Annotated in this window: 11 protein-coding genes; 8 read left to right on the top strand and 3 right to left on the bottom strand. The window is 69.5% G+C overall.

Annotated features, from left to right (window positions below; all coding sequences use genetic code 11):
* From ACJ8AT_RS00005 to ACJ8AT_RS00035, 7 genes are all read left to right on the top strand, one after another.
* On the top strand, positions 1-376 hold a 376-nt coding region (locus tag ACJ8AT_RS00005), incomplete at its 5' end, for a tryptophan synthase subunit alpha (protein WP_407735428.1).
* A 9-nt stretch (positions 377-385) separates the two neighbouring features.
* The gene (locus tag ACJ8AT_RS00010) at positions 386-976 is read left to right on the top strand and encodes a histidine phosphatase family protein (protein ID WP_407735429.1); all 591 of its coding nucleotides are present in this window, start codon (positions 386-388) and stop codon (positions 974-976) included.
* Between the two features lie 354 nt (positions 977-1,330).
* Positions 1,331-2,452, top strand: coding sequence for a serine/threonine protein kinase (locus ACJ8AT_RS00015; RefSeq protein ID WP_407735430.1), 1,122 nt, complete (start codon positions 1,331-1,333; stop codon positions 2,450-2,452).
* A gap of 371 nt (positions 2,453-2,823) precedes the next feature.
* Entirely contained in the window at positions 2,824-4,182 is a 1,359-nt protein-coding gene (locus ACJ8AT_RS00020; RefSeq protein ID WP_407735431.1) for a Tox-REase-5 domain-containing protein, read from the top strand.
* A gap of 14 nt (positions 4,183-4,196) precedes the next feature.
* Complete coding sequence (locus ACJ8AT_RS00025) at positions 4,197-4,919, top strand: immunity 52 family protein (RefSeq protein WP_407735432.1); 723 nt, start codon at positions 4,197-4,199, stop codon at positions 4,917-4,919.
* A gap of 591 nt (positions 4,920-5,510) precedes the next feature.
* Positions 5,511-7,193, top strand: coding sequence for a DEAD/DEAH box helicase (locus tag ACJ8AT_RS00030; RefSeq protein WP_407735433.1), 1,683 nt, complete (start codon positions 5,511-5,513; stop codon positions 7,191-7,193).
* Positions 7,190-8,236, top strand: a complete 1,047-nt coding sequence (locus ACJ8AT_RS00035; protein WP_407735434.1) for a hypothetical protein — start codon at positions 7,190-7,192, stop codon at positions 8,234-8,236. The genes ACJ8AT_RS00030 and ACJ8AT_RS00035 overlap by 4 nt, the downstream gene beginning before the upstream one ends.
* A gap of 1 nt (position 8,237) precedes the next feature.
* On the opposite strand, the gene ACJ8AT_RS00040 is transcribed toward ACJ8AT_RS00035, so the two are convergent.
* The 3 genes from ACJ8AT_RS00040 to ACJ8AT_RS00050 all read right to left on the bottom strand — a co-directional run bounded on the left by ACJ8AT_RS00040 (position 8,238) and on the right by ACJ8AT_RS00050 (position 11,320).
* Positions 8,238-8,801: an anthranilate synthase component II gene (locus ACJ8AT_RS00040; protein ID WP_407735435.1), complete on the bottom strand. Its 564-nt coding sequence runs from the start codon at positions 8,799-8,801 to the stop codon at positions 8,238-8,240.
* Positions 8,798-10,291: an anthranilate synthase component I family protein gene (locus ACJ8AT_RS00045; protein ID WP_407735467.1), complete on the bottom strand. Its 1,494-nt coding sequence runs from the start codon at positions 10,289-10,291 to the stop codon at positions 8,798-8,800. Before ACJ8AT_RS00045 ends, ACJ8AT_RS00040 begins: the two co-directional genes overlap by 4 nt.
* A gap of 177 nt (positions 10,292-10,468) precedes the next feature.
* On the bottom strand, positions 10,469-11,320 hold the full coding sequence (locus tag ACJ8AT_RS00050; protein ID WP_407735436.1) for an SH3 domain-containing protein: 852 nt from the start codon (positions 11,318-11,320) through the stop codon (positions 10,469-10,471).
* 186 nt (positions 11,321-11,506) lie between these two features.
* Here ACJ8AT_RS00050 and ACJ8AT_RS00055 point away from each other — a divergent pair, with 186 nt between their 5' ends.
* Entirely contained in the window at positions 11,507-12,529 is a 1,023-nt protein-coding gene (locus tag ACJ8AT_RS00055; RefSeq protein ID WP_407735437.1) for a ligase-associated DNA damage response exonuclease, read from the top strand.

Consider the following 12,529-nt stretch of genomic DNA (forward strand, 5'->3'; position numbering starts at 1 on the left):
GGACCTGCGGCGCACCTTCGACGCGGCGGGGATCGATCTCATCCCGCTGTGCGCGCCCACCACGCCCCCGGCGCGAGCGGAGGCCATCGCCAAGGATGCTCGGGGCTTCGTGTACTGCGTCTCGGTGGCGGGAGTGACGGGCATGCGCGCGGAGCTGCCGAAGGATCTGTCCGCCCGCCTGGAGCTGGTGCGGAAAGCCTCGCCGGTGCCTGTGGTGGCGGGCTTTGGCATCTCCACGGCGGAGCAGGCCCGAGCCATCGGCGCTCACGCGGATGGCGTGGTGGTGGGCAGCGCCCTGGTGCGCGCGGCTCACACGGACGGCCCTCCGGCGGTGCGCCAGCTCTGCGTGGAGATCAAACGCGGCCTGAAGCGCTGAGGGCGAACCATGAAGCCACTCTCTCCGCAGATCGTCCTCGTTCGTCACGGTGAGACGTCCTGGAGCCGGAGTGGCCAGCACACGGGGCGCACGGACATTCCGCTGCTCGAGGACGGGCGGCGGATGGGCCGAGCCCTGGAGGCGCCCCTGAGGGAGTGGAGCTTCGCCGCGGTGTGGACCAGCCCCCTGAGCCGCGCGAGCGAGACGTGCGCCCTCTCCGGGCACGGCGTCATCGCCAAGCCGAATCCGGACCTGATGGAGTGGGACTACGGGGATTACGAGGGGAAGACCTCCAAGGAGATCCGCGCCGAGGCTCCCGACTGGAAGCTCTGGAAGGACGGCGTGCCCGGGGGAGAGACCCTGGAGCAGATCGGCGCCCGAGCGGACCGGGTGATCCAGGAAGTCCGGGCGGTGAAAGGCAACGTGCTCGTGTTCTCCCACGGCCACATGCTGCGAGTGCTCGCGGCGCGCTGGCTGGGGCTGCCACCGTCGGAGGGGCGGCTGTTCGCGCTGGGCACCGCGTCCATCAGCGTGCTCGGATGGGATGGAGACCAGCCCATCGTCGTGAGGTGGAACAACACCACCCACCTGGGAGTGTGAGTCAGGCCGGGTAGCCCCTGAGCGCGAGGGAGTTGGCGGCTCTCAGTGGGCAGCGGGCTTCGCGCGGAGCAATTCCACGAGGTTGTCTCGCGAGGGCCCCGCGCCAGGAAAGAACAGCTCGAGCGGCCCCAACTGCTGCGCCTCCGGGAAGGTGCTCGTGGGAAGGGCAACACGTCGGAACCCGGGGGACCAATCGAAGCCCTCCCTCTTGGCAGCGGCACCCTCCTCCTACGCGTGGAGTAGGCTGCTCGGGCTGAAGGGAGTTCTCTCTCCTCCCCAGGAGACCCCACCCATGAAGAGCCTGCCTGTCCCGGATCTGGATCCTGCCCTGCTCCCCGGCGGCACCGTCGTGGCATGGAGTGGGTGGACGGCAAACCCCTCTATGACCAGTCCCTCTTCCCTTCCTTCTCCCCTCACGTGGCGGGGGTGCTCGCTCAGCTCGCTCGCGCACTCCAGGAGATCCATGCACTGGGCGCCATCCACCGGGATGTCAAAGGCGACAACATTCTGGTGCGCTACTCGGATGGGCGGGCCCTGCTCATGGACTTGGGCTCCTGCCACTACCCGGGCGCGTCGACGCTCACTCCGCCTGCCACGCACCCGGGCACTCCCCTCTACCGCGCTCCGGAGTCCTGGGGCCACGAGCTCAACCGCGACCGCTCGCAGCAGTTCCGCGCCCAGGCCGCGGATGATCTGTTCGCCCTGGGCCTCACCGCCTGCCGGCTCGTCTCCGGTGAATACCCTCAGCTCTCAGCGCCTCGCCGGGATGAGCACGGCCGCTGGCACGTGGACGCGGTGACCGCTCCGGCCGCGCTGCGGGACAAGCGAATCAACCCACGGCTGCGTGCCTGCATCCTGCGCCTGCTCTCGGTGCGCCCGGTGGAGCGCGGCACCGCGGCAGAGCTGGCCGAAACCCTGGAGCAACTCGCGGCGCCCCGGCCCGGGGACGCCCCTGCTCCGCGCTCCAGCCAGGTACCCAGTTTGGCGCGGCCACCGGAGGAGACGGCTGTGGCCGCACCTGGGCCCAGGGTGAGCACGCGAAGGCGGCGGCCTTGGCTCCTCCTGGCGGCGGTGACCGTGGCTGTGGGCGCGTGGTGGGTGGGGACTCGACGGACCGTGGACACGCCCCACCTCGGGCACACCGAGGCTGCGCCAGCGGGCCAGTCGAAGGCAGAGGCGACGGGGCTCGGCGAGGCAGCCACCTCCACGGCGGCGGCTGCTTCACTCCACGAGCCCGAGGGGCTGGCGCAGGACACGCTGCCCGAGCCACTTCCGGAACAGGTCCGGCCTGATTCCAAGGGGCGCTGCCCTCACAAGAAGCAGGTGGCTCTCAACGGAGGCTGCTGGGTGGAGATGCCTCTGGATCGCGATACCTGTGAGGCGGCCCTGAGCGGCCACATGTTCAAGAATAAGTGTTACATGCCGGCCCCGCTACACGGACGGCAACCCAACTCTGGCCCTACGACTCCGCCGTGAGCCTGATCTGGGTCTGACATAAGCCAGCGGGTTCGATTCCCGCCGCCTCCACTGTTCTACTTCGTAGATACAGATGGTTAGATGCTGGCTCCTTTCTTGTTGCACGTACGTCGCATGCCGGAGCAGAGGGCCCTGGCGGACATGAGCTGCCCGTGCTGCCGGGGTGGCAGGAGGAGCCCTTTACCCTGGGGGAGAACGGCGAGCGAACGCCCGTGATTGACGGGCCTGTCTTGGCTCCCCTGTAATCTCAGGTGGTGCTCTCGGTGCGTGCGGGGGCCATGGCCAGGAGGCTCCATATGCAGCGCTGGGCGGTTCTGCTGCTGGTCGCATTCCTATCTGGGTGCAGCGCCTCAACGAGGGCCGTCGTCCGCTTGGACACAGGCCAGGGCGCGCCCCTCGTCCACAGTCCGCGCCGCGACGTGGAGCCGGTGGCGCTGAGCGAAAAGCAGTTCAAGCAGGCCGTCGCGCGACAGGCCCCCTCTGTGCCTGAAGTGGAGCGGCCCCTGGAGCACGCCCGGCAACTCTTCGGACTGCCCGAGCGAAGCGGCTGGTATCGGTACGAGAGCAGGAGCCAGCGCCTCATGGCCTCGGAGCCGGGGAGCACCCGGAACCTGCGCCTGCTGCCCGAGGACGAGGAGCTCAAGCGCCGCTACCTGCTGTGGTGCGAGCAAGGCTGGGGAGGTGGAGATTGCCTGCGCCTGCTGGTGGACAAGCCCTTCCTGGATGGGGACGCCAAATACGCGCTGGCCATGGCGATTGCCCACAGCAAGGTGCTGGGCGCCATGAGGGAGGAACTCGCCCGGCTGGTGAACCCCCAGGCGGTGGTGGCCACAGTGGTGGGCGGCCTGACTATGTACGCGATCTTGCTCGCACTGCCCGAGCCTGTGAGTAAGGGCATCGCCGCGCTGCTGACGGTGGGGGCCATGGCCTACCTGGGCTGGGATACGGTGTGGTTGCTGATTGACGGGTGGCTGGTGCTGATGAAGGAAGTGGATCAGGCCACCACCTTCGATGCCATCTCTGCGTCCGGAGAGAAGTTTGGGGAGACGATGGGGGAGAAGGCGGCGCGAGCCTTCGTCATGCTGGGCACGGTGGCTCTGGGGAACACGGCTTCGGGGATGGCGGCGACGCTGCCGCGGTTGCCGGGAGCCGGGCAGGCGGCGGTGGTGACCGAGACGCAGCTGGGCATCCGCTTTACGGCCCCAGCTCTGGCTCAGGTGGAGTCGGTCGCCCTCAGTGCCGAGGGTGTCACCATCGCGCTGGCCCCCAACGCAGTGGCCATGGCGGCGCGCGACAGCTCAGGCGGCAAGGCGGGCGCACAGGCTGCGCCGCCCAGCTCCGGTGGCCCGGGTGAATGGGTCGAGGCGGACGAATACATGTCTGAGAGCGCCCGGACCTATCAAGCCCAGAGAACAGGGGCACCCAAGGGCTATGCGTACCGCGTCAAGGTGGGTGACGAGGAGGTGGACTTCGATGGCTTCGACCAGGGGGTACTGCTTGAGGTCAAGGGCACCGGCTACGCGAAATGGGTCGACAAGAAGCTGAACTTTCTCGAGATCTTCGAGGGTCGTCACAAGCTGCTTGCTCAGGCGCAGCGCCAGTTCAAAGTCGCCAATGGAACGCCCATCCGATGGATCGTCGCCGAGGAGAAGTTCGCAGGTGCACTCAGGAAGATGTTCGAGGGCGCCGGTCTCCCGATTGAGGTCGTCCATGTTCCCCCGACCCCGTGAGGAGTAGCCCTCCGATGATAGAGACGTATTACGCTGGCTCCTACTGGCTCGACCGGCCCGAATCCGCCGAGGCTTGCGCGCGACGTGCGGAGCGGTTCTTCCACCTCCTGGGGCGCTGCGACCCAGCGTGGACCCGCTGGTATGAGCCGGCAGGTTCCTTCGAGAAAGCACGCGAACGCCTGTTCACCACAGACGCGGAGAACTTCCAGAAGCTGTTCGCACAGAAGAAGCATCGGATAGGTGATGGCTTCTCCTTCCACCTATGGACAGGTGACAGCCTGGAGGAGACATCCGGCGTTGATGGCAACTGCGGTCATTCCTCCCTCCACCTTCCGTCCACCTGTGTGCTCAGGCCTTACGATGAGGGGCTCATTGGGGAGCGGGTACTGACCGCGCCCGTGATGGCCGAGGTGCTGCGCGCCATGGCCCTGGCCTGGGACCCGGAGTGGGGAGTGGCTACATCCGAGGCGCACCGGCAGATGGTGGTGAAAGGGTTCCCACACGCAGGCACTTTCGTGGGCTGGGGAATGTACTTCTCGCGGCTGCGAGGCAAGGTGCCCCCACTACCTGCGCCTGTGCGCATAGAACCTGTGGAAGACAAGGGCACCCTCGTCATCCTCACTCCCGAGCGGTTCACCGCTTCCAATCTGGAGCACGTCGCGCTGGCCGCTCGCGTCCGCGAGCTGCTGGACCGGGCCGGGCTGCTGCGGCCGTTGCAGCCCTGGCCGGCAGGTTGACTGCATGGCCGTAGGTTGCTCCCTCGCACGACGCGGGCTCGGGCGGGCTGGCGCAAAGCCCGCGCAAGGGCCCGAGATACACACCTTCGGGTCGTTGCCGAGAGCCGCGGGACGGAAGGGCCTCATGTGCCCCGCGGGGCGTGAGGGTTCGGCCTCCGCCATGTTGCACGTATGTCGCAGGAGCCTGCGGTACGTACTGGGACAGGACGGGGCGACACGGGACGCGGCGGGATAACGACTCCAAGTCATTCCAGGCGGTTACGAGGTAAGGGCGCGATTCTGCTAGAGGTTTCGCACCGCCCGGCGCGGGTTCGAGTCCCGCCGCCTCCCATACGAGGAGCGTGCCTGCTCGAACGGTTCTTCGAGGTGAGCCGGGCCCCGAAAACCCATTGCCAGATCCGCGCCCCCGCCTTATGACTTGGTGGGTCACCTCACAGGTGGGCAACGCAGTAGGTAGGCTGCGGACAGGGTGGAGACATGCAGGCTGGCGCGGGAGCAGGGGTACAACCTCGCGAAGCGGGAGGACAGGCACCCGACCGAGAGGCACTCGGGCAGCCAGCGCTCAGCGCTGCTCCTACCTCCCTGCTAGACGTGGAGCTGTGCGTCGCTGCCTGGCGCCTGCGGCTCGCCGAGCAGTTCGACGAGCTGCTGTGCCTGCCCCTGCTGCGGGGAGTGCAGCGCCTGGACTACCAGGTGGAGACTGTCCTCAAGGTGCTGCGGCTGCTGCGGGGACGGGCCCTGCTCGCGGACGAGGTGGGCCTGGGCAAGACCATTGAAGCCAGCATGCTCGTCCAGGAGATGCTGCTGCGGGGCATGGCCCGCCGCGTCCTCATCCTCGTGCCCAGCGCTCTGGTGGGCCAGTGGACCGAGGAGCTGCGCGAGAAGTTCCAGCTCCCCGCCCGCTCCACGGACGCGCCCGCCTTCCGCTCCCGGGATCCCTCCGCCGCCTGGGGCGCGGAGGGCGTACTCGTCGCCTCGCTCCATCTGGCCAAGCTCGAGCGCCATGCGCGCTTCGCCAGCGCCGCGCCGTGGGATCTCGTCGTCGTGGACGAGGCCCACCATGTGAAGAACCGCCAGACCGCGGGCTGGCGCCTCATCAACCAGCTCCAGAGCCGCTTCCTCCTGCTGCTCACCGCCACCCCCGTGGAGACCGGCCTGGAAGAGCTCTACAACCTCATCACCCTGCTCAAGCCGGGCCAGCTCTCCACCCCGGCGGAGTTCAAGAAGCGCTTTGTCTCCGCGGGAGATCCGCTCCACCCCCGCAACCGCGAGCGGCTGCGCGCCCTGCTCGCCGAGGTGATGGTGCGCAACACCCGCGCCCGGGCTGGCCTCTCGGTGGCCCTGCCGCCGCGGTTCGCGCGCACGCTCATCGTCGAGCCCACGCCCGCCGAGCGGGCTCTGTACGAGGCCATTCTCAAGGAGGTCCGCCAGCGCGCCCAAGCGCCCGCCTCCTCGCGCCGCGCGCTGCGCTTCCTCATGGAAGCGGCCGGCTCCAGCCCTCATGCCGCCTTGTCCTCCCTGCGGCGCTCCCCTCTGGAAGAGGGGTCCGGGTCCGAGGCGCACGCCCCCGAGGAGGACGCCCCGCTGGCCCTGCCCCATCTGGTGGAGTTGGCGCAGCAGGCCGCGGCGGCGCCCTCGCGCAAGACCGAGCGCCTGCTGGAGCTGCTCACCCAGCTCCCTGACAAGGCCGTCGTCTTCAGCCGGTTCAAGTCCACGCTCGCGGCGCTCGCGCAGGCGCTCTCAGCCCGCGGCATCCCCTTCGTCACCTTCCACGGGGGCCTGAGCGGGCCCGAAAAGGATCAGGCCGTCCAGTCCTTCCGGGAGGAGGCCCGCGTGCTGCTGGCCACCGAGGTGGGCGGCGAGGGGCGCAACCTCCAGTTCGCCCACGTCCTGATCAACTTCGATCTGCCGTGGAACCCGATGAAGATCGAGCAGCGCATCGGCCGGCTGCACCGCATTGGCCAGCAGCACGAAGTCCACATCTTCTCGCTCTGCAACGCTCATAGCGCCGAGGAGCGCATCCTGGACGTGCTGGATCGCCGCATCCACCTGTTCGAGCTGGTGGTGGGAGAGGTGGATCTCATCCTCGGCCGGGTCCAGGGCGACAAGGAGTTCGACGAGCGCGTGTTCGAAATCTACGCCTCCACGCGGGACGAGGCCGCGCTCCAGCAGCAGTTCGAGGCCCTGGCGGAGTCGCTGGCCCAGGCGCGCAAGGGCTACGAGCAGATCAAGGCGCTGGACGCAGAGCTGTTCGCGGAGGACTTCGAGACGTGAACACGCCCCAGTCTTTCGTGGAGGCCTGGTGCGCGCACCAGGGCGCGGTGGTGGAGCCGTGGGCGGAGGGGGTGGAGATCCTCCAGCCCACCGAGCTGATCACCGCCCTGGGCCTGCCTGAGCACGCGCGCTATAGCGAGCAGCCCGCCCCCGGGAGCGTGTGGGTGGGCTACGGCTCGCCGGTGCTGGAGCGGATCCTCCAGGCAGCCACCCGGGAGGTGCCCTGGGCGGCGCTCGTGCTCGAGCCCTATGCCGCGCCTCGTGAGGCCATGGCTCGGAAGGCCGCGGAGCGCTTCTCGCTGCGAAATGCGGTGTACACGCTGGAGGAGGTGCGCGTGGAGGCGGCGGCCCGGCTGGTGGCCTCCGCGCGCTATTCGCTGCTCGCGGATGACCGGCGGGACGGGCTCGTCGAGGAGACTGTCTCCCTGAGCCAGCGGGTGAGTGTGCCGGGCTTCTGGGAGGCGGCTCGGGCCAGTGGGAGCCTCCACCCTGCCGCGGCTCCACCCGCGGGAGAGGAGCTCGCGGAGGCGGTGCGCGCCGCGCTGATGCGTGGCGAGGCGCTGGCGAGGATCCAGGCGCGCGGGTACCTCGAGGGCTTTGCCCGGCGCCAGGAGCGCGATCTGCGGCGGGTGGAGGAGTACTTCCAAGGGCTGCGCGCGGAGCTGAACAAGCGCTCGCTGCGCGCCAAGGTGACGCCCGAGGATCGGGCCCTCAAGGCCGCGGCGATTGATCGCGAGCGTGCCGCCAAGCTCCAGGAGCTGAGCGAGCGGGGCCAGGTGCGCCTGGCGGTGGCGCTCGCCGCGGCGGTGTGGGTGGAGGCCCCAGTGGCTGGGCTGGCGCTGAGGACGCGGCGGCGCAAGGCGGAGCGCACGGTGAGGCTCGAGTACGACTTCGCGACGCAGCACCTGCTGGGGCCGGCGTGTGAGGCCTGTGGGTTGGACGCGCCGCTGCCCGCCCTCTGCGACGAGAGGCTCCATGTCATCTGCGCGCGATGTGTCCCTCGGGCGGAGGGTCGCTGGGAATGCCCCGCAGGCCCTCACTGAGTCAGTACCGCCCCTCCAGGAAGTTCTTCACCAGCGTCGGCCCCTCCGGAGTGAGCACGCTCTCGGGATGGAACTGCACGCCCACCACCGGGCGCTCGCGGTGCCTCAATCCCATGATGAGCCCATCCGGAGTCCACGCCGTCGCCTCCAGCTCCGCCGGCAGCGTGGACGCCTCCACCACCAGCGAGTGGTAGCGCCCGGCCTGGAAGCCCTGCGATGCCCTCGTGAAGAGCCCCGTCCCGCTGTGCCGCACCGGACTCGTCTTGCCGTGAATCGGCGCGGGCGCGCGGATCACCTTGCCGCCAAACACAGCGCCGATGGACTGGTGCCCCAGGCACACGCCGAACACGGGCACGCGCGCCTCGCGGATGGCCGCCATGCTCACGCCCGCCTCGTACGGCGTGCACGGCCCCGGAGACACCACCACGTGCGAGGCCCCTGAAGCGAGCACCCCCGCCACGTCGATCTCGTCGTTGCGCGCCACCTTCACCTCGGCGCCCAGCGTGAACAGCAGCTGCACGAGGTTGAACGTGAACGAATCGTAGTTGTCGATGACGAGGATCATCGCCCACCTCCCTCGCGAGCCAGCTTCAGCGCGGCGCCGAGCGCCCGGGCCTTGGCCTCTGTCTCATCCGCCTCCAGGCTCGGCACCGAGTCCGCCACCAGCCCCGCTCCCGCCGTCCACAGGGTGCGGTCTCCATCCACAGCGAACGTCCGCAGCGCGATGGCCACGTCCAGCGTGCCGCAGAAGGACAGGTAGCCCACCGCGCCCGCGTAGGGCCCACGCCGCAGGGGTTCCAGCTCTTCAATGATCTGCATCGCCCGGATCTTCGGCGCTCCGGACACCGTGCCCGCCGGGAACGTGTGCGCCAGCGCGTCCAGCGCGTCGTACCCCTCGCCCAGCTTGCCGCGCACCTGCGAGACGATGTGCATCACGTGGCTGTAGCGCTCGACGACCATCAGCTCCTCGACTCGCACCGAGCCCGGAGCCGCCACCCGCCCCACGTCGTTGCGGCCCAGGTCCACCAACATCACATGCTCGGCGCGCTCCTTCTCGTCCGCGAGCAGCTCCTTCTCCAGCGCCTGGTCCTCGGCCTCGGTGGCGCCCCGGCGGCGAGTGCCGGCAATGGGCCGCACCACCACGTCCCCATCCCGCACCTGCACGAGCAGCTCCGGCGAGGCCCCCACCAGCGCTCGCGCCTCGCCCAGCTCCACCAGGAACAGGTAGGGCGAGGGGTTCACCCGCCGCAGCGCCCGATAGAGGCTGAGCGGAGGCGGCGCGCCGCGCGACTCGAAGCGCCGCGCCAGCACCACCTGCATGCAGTCGCCCGCGCGGATGTACTCCTTCACGCGCTCCACCGCGGCCTCGTAGCCCACCCGATCCCAGTGGACGATCGGCTCGGGCTCGCCGCGCATCTTCGTGGCGGGCGCATAGGCCTCGGGCGGCAGGGGCTTGCGCAGGCGCTCGGCCATGGCCTCGGCGCGCTCCTCCGCGTCCTTCAGCGCCGCCGAGACGCTCCCGTGCAGCGCCGGCCGGGCGATCACCGTGGGATTGAGCGACTGGGCGCGCGAGTCGTGCGTGACGAACTCCTCGCACAGCAGCCACTCGGAGTCCGGGAAGGACACGTCACTCGGGTGCCGATCCGGCACGTGGCGCTCGAACCACGAGACGCAGTTGTATCCGAGGTACCCCACCAGCCCGCCCAGGAAGGGCGCCTCTCCCGGAAGGGCCGCCACGGCATGCTCTCGCCAGAGCGCGCGCAGCACCTCCAGCGGCTTGCCGTCCCGGCGCTCCTCGCGCTCGCCGCGCCACAGCGTGGCTCCGTTGCGATCCAACTGGACACGGCCCGTGGGCGCGGCGCCCACGTAGCTGTAGCGGCCGAAGCGCTCGCCTCCGTAGCAGGACTCGAGGATGAAGCCCCGGGAGCTTGGCCCCAGCTTGAGGTACGCCGACAGCGGGGTGTCGAGATCCGCGGGAATCTCGACCGAGACGGGGACAGCCTCGCCCTTCTCGGCGTGCTGGCGGTACGCCGCCCTCCGCTCCTGTGCGTTCATTGTCATGACTTCTCCTCGGGGGACCGAGGCCAAGTTTCCTCCACCTGGGGCTCCCGTGAAAAGCGCCCCAACCCCACGGCCCGAGGCTCATGCCGACGGACGCTCAGCCTCCGGCAACGCCGCTCCATCCCCCTGTTTCTTCAGGGTGTAGGTGCGCTGCGGCGTGCCAGCCGAGTGCTACCGCGCCTTGTGCTCCTCGGAGTAGACGCCGTCCTTCCACTGATAGACGTGGCGGAGCTTCACGGTCTTGCCGCTCTTCAGTTCGCCCTTGTTGGTCTCCACGGAGATGAGCCGCTTCTTCCTCCGGTCGAACGAGACGGCGTGGCGGACCTGGATGGGCGGATCCGAGAGCTCTCCCAGTGACAGGGATTCCACTACGGTGCCTAGCGCCGCCCGCTTGTGGTTGGGCACCAGGTAGCTGACGTAGGTCTTGAAGTTGCTGTTGCTGCCCTCGGGAGTGGACTCCACCAGCAGCAGCGGGACGCCCGCCTTCTTGGCATCCACGAAGGAGACCTGGGCCGAGCCGCCCGGCCCCTGCCCCCCGGGCCGCAGGTCCAGGTTCGCCACGCGCTGGGTGGGCGGCAGCTTCGGCTCCATCACCCGCACCCGGATCTGGAAGTCCGCCGTCATCGCCACCGTGGCGATCTCCTTCTCCCCGTCGCCGTCGAAGTCACCCTCGAGGCGCAGCGGCGTGAGCAGGTTGCCGAACACATGGCCCGTCACGGGCCGGCCGTCCACGCCCTTGGCCTCCACCTGGTACCAGTAGTCCACCCGGTCGAGCACCCGTACCCGCTCGCCCAGGCGCTGCTTCACCGTGACAGGCGCGCCCAGCGTGAGCGTGGACAACACCCGCGCCTCCTCGTTGGGCTCCTCGCGCAGGCTGGCTTGATCCACCGCGATGAAGAGCTTGCTTCCCGGCTCCCAGGTGGAGACGTCGTAGGACGTCAGCGCGCTGGCCTCTCCGTGGACGGCGTACAGGAGGACCTTCGGCTGAGAGAGGAGCAGAGAGAGCAGGAGAGCGGGCGCCATGTGGGGACTCTCGGGGAGAGAACAAGGGAGTTATCTCCCAGGACCCCGGTCTACAAAAGTTCCTCCCCTCTAGGGAACTCAAAGGACTTGTGAGGACGGACGCCTCCTCGGACCCGGAGGCGGCAGGTGACCTGCCTGCTCCCCGCTGTGGCCGCCAACCTGTAGCGTCGTTAATTGAGAGGGGCTTTGGGTGCCACTCCGCTCCAGGACAGACCGCCGTTGGTCTCGGTGACGCCCCAGGGCTTGTTCTGCCCGCCGGGGGGCTTCTACATCGATCCCTGGCGCCCGGTGGAGCGAGCCCTCATCACCCACGCCCACGGCGACCATGCCCGCGGAGGCAGCCAGTGCTATCTGGCGGCTCGGGCGGGGCAGGGGCTGCTGCGCAAGCGGCTCGGGCCGGAGGCGGAGCTGGCCACGCTGGAGTACGGCGAGCGGCTCACCGTGGGCGAGGTCACCGTGAGCTTCCACCCCGCGGGCCACGTGCTCGGCAGCGCGCAGATCCGCATCGAGCACCAGGGCGAGGTGTGGATCGTCTCCGGCGACTACAAGCGCACGCCGGACCCCACGTGCACGCCGTTCGAGGTGGTGCGCTGCGACACCCTCATCACCGAGGCCACCTTCGGGCTGCCCATCTACCGCTGGGATGATCCGCGCCTGGTGGCCGAGGACATCCTCCGCTGGTGGGACGGCAACCGCGAGGCGGGACGGGCCTCGGTGCTGTTCTGCTACGCGCTGGGCAAGGCGCAGCGCCTCCTCGGGGAGCTGGCCCGGCTCACGGACCGGCCCGTGCTGGTGCATGGCGCCGTGAACGCTCTGGCCGGGTGCTACCACGAGGCGGGCGTGCGGATGCTGCCCACGCAGCTCGTGTCCGAGACGGAGAAGGGGGCCTCGTTCGCGGGCGCGCTGGTGCTGGCGCCTCCGAGCGCGGGCGGCTCCACGTGGATGCGCCGCTTCGGGGATGCGGCCACGGCGTTCGCCTCGGGGTGGATGCGCGTGCGCGGCAACCGGCGGCGGCGCGGGTTCGATCGGGGCTTCGTGCTCTCGGATCACGCGGACTGGCCGGAGCTGCTGCGCACGGTGGAGGAGACCCAGGCGAGCCGGGTGCTCGTCACCCACGGCTACAGCGAGCCGCTCGCGCGCTACCTGCGCGAGAAGGGGCTGGATGCGGCTCCGCTCTCCACCCCCTTCGAGGGCGAGGCGGAGGACTGA

The sequence above is a fragment of the Hyalangium sp. genome (assembly GCF_045802625.1).
GTDB lineage: Bacteria > Myxococcota > Myxococcia > Myxococcales > Myxococcaceae > Hyalangium.

What these genes read in the sequence shown, in the direction of transcription:
- ACJ8AT_RS00040 (WP_407735435.1), bottom strand. Translation starts at nt 8,801, where the DNA reads ATGATCCTCGTCATCGACAACTACGATTCGTTCACGTTCAACCTCGTG.
- ACJ8AT_RS00015 (WP_407735430.1), top strand. Translation starts at nt 1,331, where the DNA reads ATGGAGTGGGTGGACGGCAAACCCCTCTATGACCAGTCCCTCTTCCCT.
- ACJ8AT_RS00025 (WP_407735432.1), top strand. Translation starts at nt 4,197, where the DNA reads ATGATAGAGACGTATTACGCTGGCTCCTACTGGCTCGACCGGCCCGAA.
- ACJ8AT_RS00050 (WP_407735436.1), bottom strand. Translation starts at nt 11,320, where the DNA reads ATGGCGCCCGCTCTCCTGCTCTCTCTGCTCCTCTCTCAGCCGAAGGTC.
- ACJ8AT_RS00045 (WP_407735467.1), bottom strand. Translation starts at nt 10,291, where the DNA reads ATGAACGCACAGGAGCGGAGGGCGGCGTACCGCCAGCACGCCGAGAAG.
- ACJ8AT_RS00010 (WP_407735429.1), top strand. Translation starts at nt 386, where the DNA reads ATGAAGCCACTCTCTCCGCAGATCGTCCTCGTTCGTCACGGTGAGACG.